Genomic DNA, 18,266 nt, shown 5'->3' on the forward strand with positions numbered 1-18,266 from the left:
CAGGACTCGAGCAGTGCTCGAGCGGCGAGTCGGGATCGCCGGAGGTGATCCCGCCCATGCGTGTTATTTACACGCTCTCGCAATATTTGCGAAAGGAATATAATCGATCATGGAGGAATCTCGGACGATGGCCGACGACCCGTTCGAGAACATGCTGGCACAGATGGACCGCGCCGAGGAGTACGCGGACGTCGACCACGACGTCTTCGAGCGACTCAAACACCCCGAGCGAACGCTGAAGGTCACGCTCCCCGTGGAGCTGGAGTCGGGCGAGGTGGAGGTGTTCGAGGGGTTCCGGTGTCAGTTCGACGGCGCGCGCGGGCCGTTCAAGGGCGGCGTCCGGTATCACCCCACGGTCTCCCAGCGCGAGGTCGAGGCGCTCGCGGGGTGGATGACATGGAAGTCGGCGCTCGTCGACCTCCCGTACGGCGGCGCGAAGGGCGGGGTCATCTGTGAGCCGAAGGACCTCACCGAGCGCGACCTCGAACGGCTCACCCGGCGATACACCGAGGGCATCCGTCGCATGATCGGCCCCGAGGTCGACGTTCCCGCCCCGGACATGAACACGAACCCGCAGACGATGGCGTGGATGATGGACACCTACTCCATGTACGAGGGGTACACGGTCCCCAAGGTCGTCACCGGCAAGCCCCTCGAGATCGGCGGAACGCCCGGTCGCGTCGAGGCGACGGGTCGCGGCGTCTCGATCGTCACCGAGAAGCTCTTCGAGTACCTCGATCGGGACCTGAGCGACGCGACCATCGCCATCCAGGGATTCGGCAACGTCGGCTCGAACGCGGCCCGCCTGCTCGACGACGCGGGCGCGCGGGTCGTCGCCACCTCCGACGTGACCGGCGCCGTCTACGACCACGACGGGCTGGACGTGGGCGCGCTGGGCGCACACGTCGAGGCCGGCGGCATGATCGAGGAGTACGTCGACGGCGACCTCCGCGGTACGGCGGCCGGCAGCCCCACCGAGGACGACCCCGACCTCGTCTCGAACGCGGAGCTTCTGGCGCTCGACGTCGACGTCCTCATTCCCGCGGCCGTCGAGGGCGTGATCACCGCGGACAACGTCGACGACCTCCGTGCGAGCGCGATCGTCGAGGCCGCCAACGGCCCGACGACGGTGACAGCCGACGAGGTGCTCACCGACCGTGACGTTCCCGTGGTGCCGGATATCCTCGCGAACGCCGGCGGGATCATCGTCTCGTACCTCGAGTGGGTCCAGAACTCCCAGGAGTTCTCCTGGCCGCTCGAGACGGTCAACGTCGAGCTGGAGCGCCGCATCGGCTCCGCGTTCGACGAGACCATCGAGCGCTACGACGAGGGGGCGGTCCCCGACCTCCGGACCGCCGCGTACACGCTCGCGCTCGAGCGCACCGCGAGCGCCCACGAGTACCGCGGGCTGTTCCCGTAAGGGATCGGGTTCGGCCCGGGGACGACGAACGGGTGGTCAGGCCCGCCGGATCCGGTCCGCGGTCACCGTGAGCGGCTCCGCGGCGTGGACGAGCGGGTCCCCGCTCGGCCGGTCGAAGCCGTTCGCGTCGAACAGCGTGTTCGTCCGGAGGTCGACGGTCGCCTCCCGCAGCGTCCACGGCTCGTGGGCTATCTCGCCGCAGTAGAGCCGTCGTCCGTCCGCGTAGAACCGGTAGTTCTCGACCAGGAACGCCGCGAGCGTGCCGGACTCCGGCGTGAACGGTTCGCCCGCAGTCTCGTAGGTCGCGTCGAACGTCGCGGCCGGAGCGCCCCTGTGGGTTCGGTCGCTCGCGAAGCGGACCTCCTCGCCGTCGCGGTCGACGGCCATCCGGGCACGGTAGTACGGGAGTGCGAACAGCCGCCTGGCGACCGCGACGCCGACCGGGTCGGCGGCGTCGAGATTGAAGAAGTAGACGCCCCGACCCTTCGGCCCGTCGACGTACGTCCGGAGGTTGAGTTCCGGAAACGAGCGCCCGATCGGGAAGCCGCGCGGACGGATGTCGGCCATCACGAACGGCACGATCCCGAGGTACGCGTCGCCGTCGTGAGTGGCGACCGAGAGGGCCTCCGGAAGCGATCCGGCGACGACGTCCGGATCGACCGCCCAGTGAACGAACAGCCCGTCGCGCCACGTCATCTCCAGCCAGCGACGACCGAACATGGTGATCCTACGCGCGCGATCGGCATAACCCACACGACGGACGGCGTCTGGGCCTCGAAGACGCCGGGTCGTTCGCCGGCTCACGCCACCGGGGCCAGGGGTCCGTCGCCGGCTCACGCCACCGGGGTTAGGGGTCGTTCGCCCGGGTTTCGTCGTCCGCCTCCTTCCACTCGCCGACGCCGGAGGGGTCGAGGTGGACGTGGACGTCCCCGACGTCCGTCAGGTCGCGTAGCCGCGTGACGAGCTCCGTCTCGATCTCGTGGGCTCGGCGGAGTGCCATCTCTCCGTCGACCTCGACGTGGACCTCCACCTCCAGGTCGGTCCCGTCGTAGAACACGCGGAGGTCGTGGACGCCGACGACCTCGGGGTGCTCGCGGAGCGTCTCGGTTATCCGCTCGCGGTCGCCCTCGGGCGGGGCCGCACCGACGATGTACGTGACGTTCTCCCTGCCGATGTCGACGCCCTGGTAGACGACGAGCAGGCTCACGATCGCCCCCGCGATCGGGTCGAGGATCGGGACGTCGAGGAAGACGCCGAACACCCCTATCACCGCGGCGACGGTGGTGTAGATGTCGTTGAGGCAGTCGACCGCGAGCGCGGAGAGTGCCGTCGACCCCAGCTCCGCGTTCACCCGCATCGTGTACCAGTAGAGGACGTACATGTCGACCAGCGCGAACGCCAACGCGGCGAGCAGTAGTCGATTGAACCGGACGTCGGTCCCGAACCGGATCCCCTCGATCGAGCTCCACAGGAGGTTGAGCCCGAGGATGACGATCACCGCGCCGACGAAGAGCGCGGTCAGCGGCTCGATCCGCTGGTGGCCGTGGGGGTGTTCCGCGTCGGCAGCGTCGTACCGCGACCCACCCCAGACGAACACGACCGCGCTGGCGACGAGGTCCGCGACCGAGTGGGCCGCGTCGGCCAGAAGCGCCACGCTACCGAACGCGAGCCCCGCAGCCCCCTCGACGAGGATCTTCGCGGCGTTGCCGAGGACGTTCACCCCGGCTGCCCGCCTGAACCGACGCTTCTCCTCGCCGAAGGGGGGAGCAGTCATGTGGGAACGTCGCTCGTCGCCGGTGTTAAGTGGTGCGTCACGACCCGGAGCCCGGTCGGGACCGACGGCGGTCGGCCACCGGAGTCGACAGCGGTCGGCTATCGGATCCGATACTCGGCGGGCTGTGTTTAACCGTCTGGAGCGTCGAGGGCCGGCATGTACCGTAGCGAGCGCGCCCAGAGCGAGCTGATCGGGACCGTGCTCCTCTTGGGGATCACGATCGCCGCCGTGACGGTCACGGTGACGACGGGGAGCGTCGCGCTCGGGGCCGTCACCGACGACGCGCAGTCAGCGGGCGTCGAGAACGGGATGTCCCAGTTCACCTCGCAGGCCAGCCTGGTCGCGCTCGGGGAGACGAACGCCAGGCGGTTCGACCTGGGCTCCGTCGACGGCGGCGACCTCCGGCTCGACGAGGACGCCGGCCACGTCACGGTCCGGATCGAACGACCCGACGGGAACGTGACGAACGAATCGTACCGGCTCGGCACGCTCGTCTACACGGGCGACGGACGGGAGATCGCGGTCCAGGGTGGCGGCGTCTGGTCGACGGACGGCACCCGCGGTCGGATGGTGTCGCCGCCGGAGTACCACTACCGCGGGGAGACGCTCACGTTCCCCATCGTCCAGTTGACGGGGGACGGGTCCGACCCCTCGCGAGGGAGCGGGGTCGTCCGTCGGACCGGCGCCGGCGAGGACGTCTTCGCGAACGTGTCGAACCCGCTCGAGAACGGGACGGTCGTCGTCGAGGTCGAGAGCGACTACTACGAGGGGTGGTACGACTTCTTCAGCCAGCGGGCGGAAGGCGAGGTGACGAAGGACGACGCGAACAGGACGGCCACCGCACGGCTCGTGGTCCCCGGCGAGGTCGACCTGGACAAGCCGCTCTCGCTCGGTAGCGAGGACACGAGCACGGACGTCCCGCTCCACGAGGATGAGTACGAACTCGGCGCCTCTCACCCGTCGCCGTCCGCGATCATCGACGAGCGGATCGAGAACGCCTCGACGAACGGAGAGAACGTCAGCGACTGTTTCGACAACAGCTCGTGTTCCTCGGGGATCTACCACGCCGACGGCGACGTGACGTTGAGCGACGACGTCGAGTTCGACACGACGGGCGGCGACGTCGTCATCGCGATCGACGGCGACTTCGATATCGGCGGCAACGACCTCCAGATCACCGACGGGACCGACAACGAGGTCCGGTACTACGTCAACGGCAGTCTCGAACTCAACAACCCGACGATCGGGACGACCGTGTCGACGGTGGACGCGAAACGGACCCAGTTCTACGTGAACGGCGGGGTCGCGGAGAACACGAACGGGATCGGGAACGCGGAGATCGACGCGGTCATCTACGCGCCGAACGCGGACGTGGAGGCGAACGGCAACCCCACGCTCAGGGGGGCGTTCGTGTTCGAACGGCTCGACCTCGGCGGTTCCTCGGAGATGGAGTACGACACGGACCTGAGCGGCCTCGACCTGACGATCACGGGCGGCCCGGGACAGAGCCCGATCACGTACCTCCACGTGAGCCGGAACGAGGTCGAAGTCCGGTTCGACTAGGGAGGAGGCCGGACCCCCTCGGCGCGGGGGACCGGCGCCGTCGACCGTTCACCGCCGGTAGGACACGTCGACGACGGTTACGCGGACGTAGACGACCTCGTCGCGATCGATCTCCGCGACCACCTCCCCGTCCGTCGTCGCCGACTCGTCGACGGTGAAGCCGTCAGCCTCGTCCAGGTATCGCTCCCACGCGTCCGCCCGCGGGGACTCGACGCGGATCCGAACGGCGTCCGGATCAGCGCCTGCCTCCGGGTACTCGAAGCGGCGCAGTACGCCGGCGGAGGCCGATATCTGAACCGTCCCGTCGCCTTCCGCCGCCGTGGGGCCGTCGCCCGGACGGGTCCGGAGGAGGGGGATCACCGTCCGGTTCGGCTCGCCTTCCGTGGAGACGAACCCGGGCGTCGATCGGAACAGCGTCGTGTCCCCGTCCGTCCGGAACCGCGCGCCCGCGTCGTAACCCACGGTGGTCTCCCCCCGGGTGTACGTCACCGCGTGGACCGTCCGAGTCGTGTGGTTCCCGACCCGTGTTCCGTTCTTGACCTGTTCTATCGTGACGTTCGTCGTCGACGACAACGAGAGCTCGCCGCCGCTGAGCCGGACCTCGGTCGCGCGGCTCGGGTCGCCGTGCCGCGCGACGTCCCGGAGGTTGTCGTCGAGGACGTCGAACGCGCGCTCAACGTTCTCGATCCGCTCGGCGTCGCGCCGGTCCTCGAGCCCGCCCATCCCGACGGCGAACACCGACGTGATCGTCGCCGTGACGAGCGCGAACACGAGCACGTAGCCCACGACGTCGCTGACCGCCCGCCCGTCCGGGGCACGGAACCGCGACTCCGAGGCCCCCCGACGGCCGCGGGTCATCGCTCGGACACCTCCAGGACGCCCGCGTTCGGATCGGCGTCGTCGGCGACGTAGGCGATCCGCACCGGCCCGCCGCGGAGCGTCGTCGGCTCGACCGTGACCCTGGAGCGGTGGGGGACTTGGATGCTCGCGCTCGGACGCTCCGTCCGGAGGCGGACGGCGTCGGCGGTGACCTCGATCGTGTACGGGACCCCGGCCATCCGCGTCGGGAGGTCGACGTCGACGGCGGCGGTCACGTTCGCCTCGCCGGCGTCGAGGTCGGGGTCGGTCCGTCCCGCCTCCGCCAGCCGGGCGAGCCGGTCCGCGCCCTCGAGTTCCGCCGTCAGCTTCTCGCCGGTAACCGTCAGGTCACCACGGACCGCGCGGTCGGTCTGGGAGTCGACGACGCCGCCGACGCCGATGACGATCCCCGAGAGCAACGCGGCCCCGATCGCGAGCGTCAACACGTACCCGACGGTCGTGCTCACCGCCCGCTCGTCGCCGCGGAGGGGGCCGGTCGGACCGTCCGGACGGGCGGGCTCACGCACGCGGCTCACCCGGGGCGACCCGGACCGTGGTCTCGAACCGGAGGTCCGCCGTTCGGTAGCGGAGGTCGACCGTCGCGTCGTAGACGGCGGGCGAGGTCCCGTCGTGGTCGGCGTCGGGGTCCGCCCCCGTCGGCCGCGGTCGGACGGTCGCGGTCGCGGTCCCATCCGCCGCGTCGGCGTTCGCGAGGCGGATCGCGTAGGAGTCGGCGGGCGTGACCAGTTCCGTCGGCCAGACGCCGACACAGCGGTTCCCCTCGAGGCGTTCGTCGGCGAGGCCGAAGCGTTCGCCGGTGAGGTCGAGTCGGACCGCGTCGCCGGGGTCGACCGCGACCGAACAGCGAACCGTCGGCGTCCCCCCGTCGCTCCCCGTCGCGACGACGACGTCGCCCGACCCGTTCCGGTAGACGTACACCTCCCGGCCGTTCGGGAGCGCGGACCCGTCGAACCCGACGTGGAACGCGTCGTCGGACGCGTTGCTCGCGGTCGTAGTGGCCAGTTCGTCGGCCTCGAGCTCCAGGGTGAACCCCCGCGTCCGGTTGATCCCACCGGCGAAGGTGTACGCCGTCGCGTTCGTGTCGTTCGAAAGCGACGTGGCGTTGCCGTCGGTCGTGACGTACGTCCCCCGCGTGAGCTGTGAGCCGTCGGTGGCGAGATGGACCGTCCCGCCGCGATCGGCGTCGCTCCGCGCCATCCGTCGGTCGAGGTCGGCGACGCCCGCGACGACGGTGTCGTTCGCGACGGTGTGGTTCCTCGGTTCCGCCCGGTTCGTCGCGTCGATCAGTTCCCCGACGCCGCCGACCGCGGTCGCCCTGACGTCCGCCGCCTCGCGGTCGGCCCCCTCGACGCCGCGCGTGGCGAGGTTCTCGCCGTAGATCGTGGCGTTCAACAGGACGACGAGCGCGACGAGCGAGACCGCCATCACGAGCCCGGCGACGATGAGTAGCTGGCCGCGGTCGGCGTCGCGGAACCCCCCGTCGGGGCCGCGGGGGATCACATCCGCCATGTGGTGATGCGCACCTCCAGGTGGTTGTAGGTCGGCCCGTCGTCGACGGGCGGCGCGTAGAACGCCTCGTCGGGGTCCGACGCGACCGCCGACAGCGTCCGGTCCTCGAAACCCGACGCGGACAGGGTGGTGTCGTTCGACACCGTCACCGTCCGTCTCGCCGTCACCGCGTTGTCGCTCGGGGTTCCCATGTACACCATGTCCTGTCGTTTCACCGGGGCGTCGTCGTAGCCCGTCGAGTCGACGTGATAGTACACGTGGACGTTGAAGGCGATCCGCCGCTCGAGGAACGCCCGGTCGAGGGCGTCGCCGAAGGCGTTCGGCGGCCCCCCCTCGGAGTAGTACGTCCGCTCCTCGCTCCGCGGGTCGAACCCGGGCGGGTCGGTCGTCGCGTTGCCCGGGTGCCAGTCGAGGACGGCCTCGCGGAGGTCGCCGTTGGCGGCGCTCGTCTCGAGGAGGTCGGTCGCGGCCGCCCGCTGTTGGTTCTCGATGTGTTGGTTCGACGTGCTCGCGGACAGCGGCGTCACGGCCGTCGCCTGGAGCGCGAACGTGAGCCCCGCGACGAGCAGCATCGCCGCCACGAACGCCTCCAGGGTGTGTGCCTGTCCGCGGTCGTCACGTCGTGGTATCCACATCGTCACCACACCCGCACCGTGAGCCGGTACTGCGTTCCCTGGAGCGAGACGACGCGTCCGGAGACGGCCACCCCGTCGGTCGCCGTGCTGGCGTCGGCGCTCGACCTGCGCAACTCTCCCGCGACGACCCCGTGTCGCGTCTCGAGGTCGACTGTGACCGGGTTCGTCGCCGGCTCGGTCTCGTTCAGCTCGTGGACGACGACCTGGACGTCGCCGTCGATCCCGAACAGCTCGTCGGGGTCCGTCTCGGCGTCGAACGGACACCCCGCGTCGTCCTCGAGCGTCGCGTTCGCCGTGAAGAACGCGACGGTACACGCCGGCGAGAGCACGCCCGGTTCGGTCGGCGCGTGGAGGGCTGCCGACCCGGAGGCGTTCGCGGGGACGCCGAACAGGTCGACCGCCCCGTCGGCGACCCGGTCGGAAACGAGCGGCGAGGCGGAGTCGGCGACGGCGAACGGCTCGAAGAGCGTCGGGACGAACGCGACGACGAAGGCGAGCGCGAGCAGGAACACGCCCGCGCCCACGGCGAAGTCGATCTGGGTCTGCCCCCGGCGGTCCCGGCGGCTCCCGTCCACACCGGTAGCCTGGCGGCTCCCGTCTACGCCGGCGACCCGGCGGGGTCGCTCACCCGACATAGATCCACACCCCCAGCGCGAGCGTCATCAGCGTCACGGCGAACTTCACCCCGGAGAGGAGCTCCGCGTTCCGGATGTAGCCGGCGATGAACCCGGAGAGCACGGCCTGGATCGTCACCGCGTGGAAGAACAGCATCGAGAGCACGTCGGGGTCGACGCCGCCGCCGCCACCGAACCCGGCCCCGCCCGCCGCGCCGCTGCCGGAGGCGGCCTCCGCACCCTGGGAGAGCCCGCCCATCACGTCGATGAACTGCGTCTGGAGGATCGCCATCACCCCGAGTAAGGTGACGTAGGTCATGACGATGATCGCCACCTGCATCCGGGTCCGCGACCGACGCTCGCGCTCGATGTCGTCCTGGTTCTCGGAGGCCTGCGCCGCGGTGGTCAACACGTCCGTGATCTGTGAGGAGGCCTCCTGCGCCTCGACGATCAGCTTCACCGTCCGCGCGATCCGTGGGACCGCGTACTTGTTGTTGAACTCGACGAGGGCGTCGCGCAGGCTCATCCCGTAGTTCACCTTGGCGTGGATCACCTCGAACTCCTCCGCGAGGGTTCCCGAGGAGGTATCCGCGACGGTCCGGACCGACTCGAGGAGCGTCTGTCCCGTGTCGTTGGCCGACGAGAGCTTCCGGAGGTTCTCCGAGAGCTTCCCCGTGACCGTCCGCTTGGCGCGCTGGTCCCACTCGTAGAACGTCGCGAGCGGGATCAACGTCAGATAGCTCGGGACGTACACCCAGATAAACGCCGACCAGACCGGGCGGGCGATCCAGCCGTCGACGGTGGTCGGCGCGGACCCCGAGACGACCGCGACGGCGAGCAGCGCCAGCGAGGCCGGGATCGTCATCGCGAGGGTGTAAAGCGGGTTATCCCGCAGGAAGTGGTGTGGGGCTGCGAGGATCCGTTTCGTCTTGTAGGTTCCCTCGCGGTCGCGGATCCGGTCGAAGACCCCCGCCCGCCCGACGAACGCTTCGATCAACCCGAAGTGGAGCAGTCCCTCGCGGCTCGTCTGTCGGAGCCGATCGCTGCCGCCGTCGGGTCGGAGGACACCGTCGCCCGGCTCGTCCTGTTTGACGGTCGAGACCAACACGAGGAACCCGGCCCCGGTCAGCGGGATGAGGGCGTACACCGTCGCGTACAGCACGAAGTCGTCGGACTCCCCCATCATCCCCATGATCACGAGGATGATGATGAGGAGCAGGGGGAACAACGAGAGCGTCATGTACATCTCCCCGAACAGCTCCAACGTCTCGAGAGTCATCTCGCGCTCCTGTTTGGACGTCCGGAGGTGTTTCTCCTTTTTGTCCTTCAGGAAGGGCTCCATCTCGCCGCCGGAGTTGATGATGGAGAGCATGTCCGCGAGGAACTGTGACAGCTCGTCGGAGGGCGTCTCCATCGACTGCTTCCGGATGGCGTTCCGGTAGTCGGTCCCGAAGTACTCCGTCTCGTTGATGACGTTTTGGAACTCCCGTGAGACCTCGCCGTAGGTGTCCTCCGCGATCGCCATCGCCCGCAGGATCTCGAGTTGGTTGAGCCCGCCGACCGACAGCGCGTACATGAAGGAGATGGAGTCGGCGAGGAGCATGTTGATCTCACGCTCCCGACTCGACGACCGCGAGTACGGCACCGCGAGGAGCCCCCCGAACCCCGTCGCGAACCCGATCGACCCGAAGACGGCGCCGCTGCCGACGACCGCCACCGGGACCACGAGTGCCCGCATCGCTTCCCGGGTCGCCGGGTTCGGCACGGGGATCCCGAGCGAGAGCGCCTCCGGCGAGAGCAATCCGGTCGCGAACACGCCGTACCCCAGAACCGTCCCGACGACGGCGAGGGCGACGCCGACCAGCACGCCCACGCCGAGCGCCCGGGAGACGTACATCTCGACCTGATCGGACATCCGCGCTTCCGCGAGCTTGCGCTCGACGTCGCCGACGAGGTCGCCGTCCGGATCGAAGAGCAGGCCGAAGATCGGGTAGAACAGCTGCCCGAGGAGGTCCCCGTCGACCGAGTCGCCGCCGACGCCCGCGTCGAGGCTCATCGAAGCTCCCGGCGGGAGATCACGGCGTTACCCCCCCTCCTCGGTCGGCTCGACGGTGTCGAACCCCCACCCGTCGTCGACCGGCTCGGTGTCGTCCGCGGTCGCTTCACGTTCCGCGTCGTCCCCTCCCGGGTCGTGTCCGTCGCCCGGGACCGGTTCCTCCTCATCGCCCTCCTCCTCATCGACGCCCTCGTCGACCTCCTCAGCAAATTCCTCATCGACGCCTTCGTCGTCTTCCCACGTCCGGTCGTCTTCCCACGTCCGGTCGTCGTCCTCCCGCGTGTGTTCGTGTTCGTCCCACTGGCGATCGATCGACTCGGTCGGCGTCCCCTCGCCCGAGTCGAGGTCCCCGGCGGGATCGTCGGTCCCGTCCTCGGCGTCCGACAACGGTCCGCCGACGTCGATCCCGTCGTCGAACGACCGGGCGAAGTCGACCCCGCCGGCAACGTCCGCGTCCGCGTCCCTCGGAACCGCCGTGAGCCCGTCTCCCGGGCCGTCTTCGGGACTGTCGTCCGCGTGGTCGTCCCCCCCACCGGGCGGTTCGGCCGACTCCGCCTCGAACGCGGCGGCGTCCGCCGCGATCGCCGTGAGGGCCTCGCGATCGCTGTCGGGCCGGGCTTCGACGCCGGAGGCTGGCTCGATCGCGAGCAGCGCGTCGGTGACCGAGTCGGGGACGGTGCCACGGTAGGTCTCGAACAGGTCCTCGGCGTCCGCGAGGATCGCCGCCACCTCCTCGCGACCCGCCTCGTCGGGGTCCGGCCGCGGGATCATCTCCTCTTTGTCCCGATCGACGTCGATCAGGACCGACTCCATCTCCCGGAGGTCCTCGAGGGACCGCTCCAACTCGTCGTTGGCCATCAACGCGAGGACCGTCTCGGGGTCGTTGATGAACGCCTGGAACGTCGCGGCCACCTGCGCGTAGCTGTTGAGCCCGCGGTCGATGAGGTACGCCAACACGAGACGTCGCTTCCGTAGCTCGTCGTCCAGCGTGGCTCTGCTCCACCCGCGGTCGAACATGATCTCCTCGAGGACGTTCGAGTCGCCCATCCGGAGGAAATCGTCGGTCTCGGCCTGCCACTGGAAGACGTCCTGAACGTTTATCTCGTCGTTTTCGGCGTCGTAGTGGTTGATCTCGGTGAGCGACTTGTTCCGGCGGACCTTCCGTCCCTGGACCCGCGTCGACGTCTGGATGGAGACAAGATCGAGGGCGGTGAACATCGTCTTCGAGACGTTGATCGGGTCGGTGGTGAACCGTTTCAGCACCTCGCCGACGGAGTCGGCGTGGAACGTCGTGTAGGTGGTGTGACCCGTCGACATCACCTGGAAGGCGGTCCGACCCTCCTCGCCGCGTATCTCGCCCATCACGATGTAGTCCGGGCGCTGGCGGAGCGCGGCCTCGAGGAGGTCGAACTCGTCGACGTCGCCCTTGTCGTCGTCGGAGAAGGAGGGTCGCGTCACCGACGCGATCCAGTTGCGCTGGGGGAGTTCGACCTCCCGAGTGTCCTCGATGGAGACGATCTTCGCGTTCGAGGGGATGAAAAGCGAGACCGCGTTCAGGCTCGTCGTCTTCCCGGAGGCGGTCCCGCCGGCGAAGATCAGGTTCTTGTTGTTCTCGATACACAGCCAGAGGAACGCCATCTGGTCGATCGAGAACGTCTTCCAGTTGATCAGGTCGATCGGCGTGAACGGGATGTCGTTGAACTGCCTGATGGTGTAGTTGGTCCCGTGATCGGAGACCTCCCTGCCGAGCGTGAGCTGTGCCCGCGAACCGTCCGCCAGGGTCGCGTCCACCTGCGGCCGGCGCTTCGAGATGCCCTTCCCGGACCGCTGGGCGAGTTTCACGACGAAGTCGTCGAGCTCGTCGGTCCCGTGGTGAACGTTGGTGATGATCTGCTCGTAGTCGGCGTGATAGACGAAGACCGGCGACTCGTACCCGTCACAGGAGATGTCCTCCACGTTGATGTCGTGTTTGATCGGGTCGATCCGCTCGTACCCGATGAAGTCGCGTTTGAGGTAGTACAACAGCTTCTCCACCTGGTACGCGGAGAGGGTCCGTGAGTCCTCCTCGAGCACCGCCGGCTCCGGCCGCGCGTTGATCTTCACGGGAGCGTCGTCGCCTACGGCGTCCCCGTCGTCCGCCGGACGGTAGCCGATAGCCTCGGCGATTCGACCCGCGAACCCCTCCGTCGGGTCGATCCCCAGCCGGTCGAAGTCGACCCGGTCGAGCATATCGGTCACGAACTCGTCCGTGCCGGCAGTCTCATCGTAGAGGCCGTATCGGTCGAGAAGCGTCCTGGTCTCCTCGACGATGACGCCCTCGCGAAACGTCTCGTCGCCGCCCGCGATCGACTCGTCGGCGTACTTGATCGACGTGCGGAGCTTCCCCGTGAGGAACTCGGTCAGGTCCGACTCGATCCGCGTCATGTACGGCTGGATCGCGTAGTACTTTCGCTCGTTCTCCTTCGTCGAGCGGAACACGATAACGAACGCGTACGGCTCGTTCACCCAGTAGCGCTCCACCTCCCGGAAGTGCCGCTTCTTCGGCATCGGGACCGCCTTCTCGAGGTCGTAACGGTTCACCAGGGTGGGCGACCCGTCGTCCGTCGAGAAGAACGCGTCCTCGTCGAGCTCGGGGTCGACGTTGACCGTCCGCTCGTCGACCAGCTCCGCGAGTTCCGCGGCGGCGTCCCCGCCCGACGAGAGCGCCTCGTCGATCCGGTCCGGGTCGAACCCCAGCGCCTCGGCCTTGTCCGCGTGGGTGAACGACAGCGGCTCCCCCTCGTCGTCGAGCGGGGGGTTCCCCTCCTCGTCGTAGAAGTACTCGTCGGCGTAGTCGTCCCAGGTGTAGTACCCCTTGAGTACCGGCACTTCATAGAGGTTATACCGGGCGTGACACCGGTCCCACAGCACCTCCGCGACGGCCGCGCCCGCCCCGAGTCGGTCCGCCGTTTCGGTCGGACCGAATCCGAGGAACGCCGCCGGGTCGAACGCGACCCGCTCCCAGTCGAGGTCCGTCGGTGGACCTACCGGTACGGGTTCGACGTCCGTGCCCGAGACGACGACCGACCCCGGCACCCCGTCCTCGCCGACCGGCGCACCGTCGACCGTGGTGACGTGGCGGTCCGCGTCGCCCGCGTGGTCCACCCCGGTATCCGGGTCGTCGAGGTCGTCCCCGTCGAGGTCGTCGGAGCCGTCGGACACCGCACGGCTCTCGGCTCCCCAGGACGCCCCGATCGGCCCGTCGTCGAGGACGGCACCCCCGTCGAGGACGACGTCCCGGTCCCCGACGACGAGCGTCCCGGCCTCGGGAGTGCCGTGGCCGTCGACGGCGGTCCGCCCGTCCGCCAGGAAGGGTTCCACGACGTCGACACCCCGGACGACCGACCCGTCGACGTCGTCGAATCGTCCCTTGACCGCGCTCGCCGGCACCGACGGGACGTACGGGACCCACTCGTAGAGCACGGACGCGACGTCTCCCTGGCCGCGCTCCGCGAGGAAGTCCCGCCAGGTGTACCGACCGACCCTGACGGCGTCGCCGGACGAGAGCGTCGCTCTCGCTCCGCGGTCGCCGTCCCCCGTGGCGACCGAACGCTCCGTGCCCCCTCCGTTCATAAACCGGACCACTCCTCGCACGTTGAAAAAGGTGTCTCGTAAATACCCGGGATTGATAACCACGGTGCCGGGAGCGTGAGGTTTTAAGCGTGAGGTTTTAACAGCGTCCGCGCGCACTCGCGGACGTGACGCGTCTCCGTCGGCTCTCGAACCGGGCGGTCCGTCGACGAGTCCGCGACGCGGTCGCCGAGGAACTGCTCGGAACGCCCCGGAGCCTCGGCGTCGTGTTCGGGCTGACGGCGTTCATGTTCCTCGTCGGCGTCGACTACTACGCAGTCACCCTCGAGGAGGTTCCGACGGTCCTGTGGCCGCTGTACGCCGACTCCGCGGTGGCGGTCGCGCTCGGCGCGCTTTCGCTGGCGACGCTGTTGCCGACCGTCGGTTCCGGCGATCCGGTGACCGAGACGCCGGCGAACCGTCCGCTCGCGTACCTCCACACCGTCTCGTTCGTCTGGCTCGTCCAGTTCGGGCTCTGGCCGGTCGTCTCCCTGAACCTCGCGTTCGAGTCGTACGTGACCGCTCCAGACGCGTGGATTTACTACTGGGGCGTGCTCGGGACACACCTCTGTTTCGTCGGGCTCGCGCTACTGTTCCCGGCGTTCGGGCGGACCACACGTGGGGCGTTGGCGCTCGCGGGCGCGCTCGGCGTCGGAAACGTCGTCGTCGACTACGCGTTCGGGTACTACCCGCCGTTGCTGTACGAACCCGGAGCCGGGTTGGCGATCGCTACCCTCGAGATCGCCGGGGGCTCCGTGTGGCTCGCGAGCCGGTCCTTCCGTCGACTGGACGCCGACGAGGGATAACCGACCGAGTCGACCTCGTTTCGGTCGCCGCGAGCGGACGCGGCGGGATCCACGCGAGCGTCGGCGAGCGTGGGTCAGTCGCGCCTGTGAACGAACGAAGTGGGTGAACGGGTGCGACGGGATCCACGCGAGCGTCAGCGAGCGTGGGTCAGTCGCGTCCGTGAACGAACGGAGTGAGTGAACGGGCGCGACGGGATTCGAACCCGCGATCGAGGGGTTAGGAACCCCTCGCCCTATCCGCTAGGCCACGCGCCCGAGATGGAAAAGAGGGTGATCGAACGGGGACCCGGAGGGACGTCGTCGGTTACGCGTTCGCTTCCTTTTCCGTCTCCGTGTCGGTCTCCGTGTCGGTCTCGACCTCGTCGGGCGTCGTGTCGGCCGTCGTGTCGGCCGTCGTCTCCGTGTCGACGTCGCCCTCCTGCATCTTCTGGAGCTCCTCTTCGACCTCCTCGCGGCCCTTCTTGAACTCCCCCATCGCTTGGCCCGTCGACCGGGCGAGCTTCGGGATCTTGTTCGCGCCGAACAGGAGGACCAACACGAGCAGGATGATGAGGAGCTCGGGGCCCGCCGGGATACCGCCGATCAGTGGAATCGCGCTTGTCATTTCTATACGTGGGTAGCCCTGTGGCGATTATAGTCTTTTTGGACGAGCCACCCGGCGCTGAATCGCCGCGAGACTGTCGATAATCCGCGATCGATCCGATCTGTCGTCCTCACCGTACGCCCCACGATGGGGAGTACAGCGACCGGGCACTCCCTTTCATCGCGGCGGTCGAAACGGTGATACGCCCGGCCGTCGAGGCGTTCGTATGGTCGACGTAGGCGACGACGCACCCGATTTCACCGCTTCGCTCGTGACCGACGGGATGGAGCCGTTCCGGCTCTCGGACCACCTCGGCGACGAACCCGTGGTGTTGGCGTTCTTCCCGGCGGCGTTCTCGAACACGTGTACCGACGAGATGGAGGCGTTTCGGGACGGGTTCGACCGCGACGGCTGTACCCTCCTCGGCGTGAGCACCGACCTCCCGCACGCGCTCGCCGCGTACCGGGCCCAGTACGACCTCCCGTTCGGGCTCGTCGGCGACCCCGACCAGCACGCGATCGAGGCGTACGACGCCGTCGAGGACTTCGAACACTACGGAGTCGAGACGGTCGCACGGCGCGCCGTCTTCGTGATCGACGCGGACGGGACCGTGACCTACCGCTGGCTCGCGGAGCATGCGGGCCAGGAGCCCGACTACGACGCCCTCGCCGAGGCGGTCTCGGACGCAGCGGTCTGAGGAAGCCGGCCGTCCCGACGACCCGGCGCACCTGACCGGATGGACGCTTGGTGACCAACCGGCCCTCAGGCCGGATCGCGAAGCCCCTCGAGCGCCTCCGGGTTCTCCATCGAGGAGAGGTCTCCGGGGTCTTCCCCCCGGTAGACGGACTCGATCGCCCGCCGGATGATCTTCCCGGACTGGGTCTTGGGGAACGCGTCGACGAACAGCAACTCGCGCGGACGGAACGGCTTGCCGTGTTCGTCGCCGACGAGTTCGCGAAGCTCCTCGCGGAGGTCGTCGCTCGCGTCGACGCCCGGCTCGAGCACGACGTAGGCGACGACGGCGGTCCCCGTCGTCTCGTCGGGGACCCCGACGGCGGCGGCCTGATTGACGGCGTCGTGGTCGATCAACACCCCCTCGATCTCGGCGGGGCCGACCTTTCTGCCGGCGACGTTGAGGGCGTCGTCGGCGCGACCGTGGAGGAACCAGAAGCCGTCCTCGTCCTTCTGAGCGAAGTCGCCGTGGTTCCAGAGGTCGGGCCACGCCGACCAGTACTCCTCCAGGTAGCGCTCGTCACCCGACCAGAGGCTCTTCGTCATCGAGGGACACGAGTCGCGCGCGACGAGGTAGCCCCGTTCGTGATCCTCACGAACCGACTCGCCCGTCTCGTCGACGATGTCGATAGCCATCCCAAGGCCCGGGCCGCCGAGGGTACACGGCTTCAACGGCTGGTTCGGCATCGGCATCAGGAAACAGCCACAGATCTCCGTCCCGCCGGAGATGTTGATGATCGGACACTCGCCACTGCCGACGGTCTCGTGGAACCAGTTCCACGACTCGGGGTCCCACGGCTCGCCGGTGGAGCCCAAGATCCGGAGCGAGGAGAGGTCGTGACCGTCAACCCACTCGTCGCCGTGTTTTCGCAGGGCGCGGATCGCCGTCGGCGAGATGCCGAACTGCGTTATCCCGTGACGGTCGATCAGTTCCCAGAACCGATCGGGTTCGGGATGATCCGGCGCGCCCTCGTACATCACCACCGTCCCGCCGAAGGCGTGGTTGCCGATCAGCGTCCACGGGCCCATCATCCAGCCGATGTCCGAGACCCAGAAGAACCGGTCTGCGGGCTTCTGATCGAAGCCGAAGTGGATCTCCTTGGCACACTGCGTGAGAACCCCGGCATGGGTGTGGACGATCCCCTTCGGCGTTCCCGTCGTCCCCGACGAGTAGAGGAGCATCGACTCCCGGTCGCTGGCCAGGTGCTTGGTTTCGTACGACGACGGTTGCGATCCGACCGCCTCCGCCCAGGTGACGTCGCGGTCGTCGTCCCATGGAACCGGGTCGGTCGATCCGGACCCGGGACCTGAACCGCTTCCGGGTGTCGCGCCGAGCCGATCGTAGACGACGGTGTGTTCGACGTATCCGGCGTCGTCGATCGCGGCGTCCGCCGTCGCCTTCAGCCGGATCTCCTTCCCGCGGCGATAGAACCCGTCGCCGGTGAAGAGCACCGTCGGCTCGGCGTCGTCGATCCGGGTCGCCGTCGCCTCCCGGCCGAACCCGGAGAAGATCGGCACCGCGATGGCGCCGACCTTCAGACAGCCGTAGAGGATCGAGACCACCTCGGGCACCATCGGCATGTACAACCCGACGGTGTCGCCGGTGTCGACGCCGATCGACTCCAAGTAGTTCGCGACCCGGTCGCTCTGTCGACGGAGCTCGTGGAAGGTTATCTCCCGGACGTCGCCGGGTTCGCCCTCCCAGATCAGCGCGACGTGATTCCGGTTCGGCGAGTCGACGGCGGCGTGGCGGTCGACGACGTTGTGTGCGACGTTGATCTCGCCGCCGGGATACCAGTCGGAGAACTGCGGCCCCTCGCTGTCGTCGCGTACCGTGTCGTAGTCGGCGTAGAAGTCGATCCCGAGGTAGTCGACGAGCTCGTCCCAGAACCAGTCGACGCCGGAGGCCGGCTCCCCGTCGATCGACGAGGTGGTACGCGCGATCAGCTCCTCGTAGTCGTCGATCCCGTACTCCCGCATGAACGCGGCGACGTTCGTCGACTCTGCGAACTCGTGGTCAGGCTCGTGGACCACCTCGGATATCCCCTCGTACTCGTCCATCTCGACGGGCCGTTCCCACGGGGAC

The 18,266-nt window shown here is 68.6% G+C and carries 15 protein-coding genes and 1 tRNA gene; 4 read left to right on the forward strand and 12 right to left on the reverse strand.

Annotated features, from left to right (window positions below):
* Nucleotides 1-127 precede the first annotated feature (127 nt).
* Nucleotides 128-1,420 (forward strand): Glu/Leu/Phe/Val dehydrogenase, encoded by a 1,293-nt coding sequence (locus tag DQW50_RS07455; RefSeq protein WP_112078668.1) that lies wholly within the window; start codon nt 128-130, stop codon nt 1,418-1,420.
* 36 nt (nt 1,421-1,456) lie between these two features.
* On the opposite strand, the gene DQW50_RS07460 is transcribed toward DQW50_RS07455, so the two are convergent.
* Together DQW50_RS07460 and DQW50_RS07465 are read right to left on the reverse strand one after the other, a co-directional pair.
* Nucleotides 1,457-2,140, reverse strand: a complete 684-nt coding sequence (locus DQW50_RS07460) for a YqjF family protein (protein ID WP_112078669.1) — start codon at nt 2,138-2,140, stop codon at nt 1,457-1,459.
* 127 nt (nt 2,141-2,267) lie between these two features.
* On the reverse strand, nt 2,268-3,194 hold the full coding sequence (locus DQW50_RS07465) for a cation diffusion facilitator family transporter (protein WP_112078670.1): 927 nt from the start codon (nt 3,192-3,194) through the stop codon (nt 2,268-2,270).
* Nucleotides 3,195-3,350: 156 nt separating this feature from the next.
* Here DQW50_RS07465 and DQW50_RS07470 point away from each other — a divergent pair, with 156 nt between their 5' ends.
* A complete protein-coding gene (locus tag DQW50_RS07470) occupies nt 3,351-4,757 on the forward strand; it encodes an archaellin/type IV pilin N-terminal domain-containing protein (protein ID WP_112078671.1) in 1,407 nt (468 codons plus the stop codon).
* Nucleotides 4,758-4,805: 48 nt separating this feature from the next.
* Here DQW50_RS07470 and DQW50_RS07475 read toward each other — a convergent pair whose 3' ends face one another.
* Genes DQW50_RS07475 through DQW50_RS07505 form a run of 7 tightly spaced genes read right to left on the reverse strand, consistent with a single transcriptional unit; the run spans nt 4,806 to nt 14,062 of the window.
* Complete coding sequence (locus DQW50_RS07475; RefSeq protein ID WP_112078672.1) at nt 4,806-5,615, reverse strand: hypothetical protein; 810 nt, start codon at nt 5,613-5,615, stop codon at nt 4,806-4,808.
* The gene (locus tag DQW50_RS07480) at nt 5,612-6,142 is read right to left on the reverse strand and encodes a hypothetical protein (RefSeq protein ID WP_241964371.1); all 531 of its coding nucleotides are present in this window, start codon (nt 6,140-6,142) and stop codon (nt 5,612-5,614) included. The genes DQW50_RS07475 and DQW50_RS07480 overlap by 4 nt, the downstream gene beginning before the upstream one ends.
* Entirely contained in the window at nt 6,135-7,145 is a 1,011-nt protein-coding gene (locus tag DQW50_RS07485) for a hypothetical protein (RefSeq protein WP_112078673.1), read from the reverse strand. Before DQW50_RS07485 ends, DQW50_RS07480 begins: the two co-directional genes overlap by 8 nt.
* Nucleotides 7,133-7,780 carry a hypothetical protein gene (locus DQW50_RS07490; protein WP_112078674.1) on the reverse strand — a complete coding sequence of 216 codons (648 nt, stop codon included), beginning with the start codon at nt 7,778-7,780 and terminating at the stop codon, nt 7,133-7,135. Before DQW50_RS07490 ends, DQW50_RS07485 begins: the two co-directional genes overlap by 13 nt.
* 2 nt (nt 7,781-7,782) lie before the next feature.
* The gene (locus tag DQW50_RS07495) at nt 7,783-8,415 is read right to left on the reverse strand and encodes a hypothetical protein (RefSeq protein ID WP_241964372.1); all 633 of its coding nucleotides are present in this window, start codon (nt 8,413-8,415) and stop codon (nt 7,783-7,785) included.
* Nucleotides 8,405-10,450, reverse strand: coding sequence for a type II secretion system F family protein (locus tag DQW50_RS07500; protein WP_112078675.1), 2,046 nt, complete (start codon nt 10,448-10,450; stop codon nt 8,405-8,407). The genes DQW50_RS07495 and DQW50_RS07500 overlap by 11 nt, the downstream gene beginning before the upstream one ends.
* A 27-nt stretch (nt 10,451-10,477) precedes the next feature.
* Nucleotides 10,478-14,062: a type II/IV secretion system ATPase subunit gene (locus DQW50_RS07505; protein WP_112078676.1), complete on the reverse strand. Its 3,585-nt coding sequence runs from the start codon at nt 14,060-14,062 to the stop codon at nt 10,478-10,480.
* Between the two features lie 125 nt (nt 14,063-14,187).
* Between DQW50_RS07505 and DQW50_RS07510 the strand changes: the two genes are divergently transcribed.
* Complete coding sequence (locus DQW50_RS07510; protein WP_112078677.1) at nt 14,188-14,865, forward strand: DUF1405 domain-containing protein; 678 nt, start codon at nt 14,188-14,190, stop codon at nt 14,863-14,865.
* Between the two features lie 182 nt (nt 14,866-15,047).
* Here the strand turns inward: DQW50_RS07510 and DQW50_RS07515 are convergent.
* Both DQW50_RS07515 and DQW50_RS07520 read right to left on the reverse strand, forming a co-directional pair.
* Nucleotides 15,048-15,120: transfer RNA gene (locus tag DQW50_RS07515), tRNA-Arg, on the reverse strand.
* Between the two features lie 49 nt (nt 15,121-15,169).
* Nucleotides 15,170-15,469 carry a twin-arginine translocase TatA/TatE family subunit gene (locus DQW50_RS07520; RefSeq protein WP_112078678.1) on the reverse strand — a complete coding sequence of 100 codons (300 nt, stop codon included), beginning with the start codon at nt 15,467-15,469 and terminating at the stop codon, nt 15,170-15,172.
* A gap of 205 nt (nt 15,470-15,674) precedes the next feature.
* Here DQW50_RS07520 and DQW50_RS07525 point away from each other — a divergent pair, with 205 nt between their 5' ends.
* The gene (locus DQW50_RS07525; RefSeq protein ID WP_112078679.1) at nt 15,675-16,145 is read left to right on the forward strand and encodes a redoxin domain-containing protein; all 471 of its coding nucleotides are present in this window, start codon (nt 15,675-15,677) and stop codon (nt 16,143-16,145) included.
* Between the two features lie 65 nt (nt 16,146-16,210).
* Here DQW50_RS07525 and DQW50_RS07530 read toward each other — a convergent pair whose 3' ends face one another.
* Nucleotides 16,211-18,241 carry an AMP-binding protein gene (locus DQW50_RS07530; RefSeq protein ID WP_112078680.1) on the reverse strand — a complete coding sequence of 677 codons (2,031 nt, stop codon included), beginning with the start codon at nt 18,239-18,241 and terminating at the stop codon, nt 16,211-16,213.
* Nucleotides 18,242-18,266 lie beyond the last annotated feature (25 nt).

It is taken from the genome of Halorubrum sp. 48-1-W (assembly GCF_003287355.1).
Lineage (GTDB): Archaea > Halobacteriota > Halobacteria > Halobacteriales > Haloferacaceae > Halorubrum.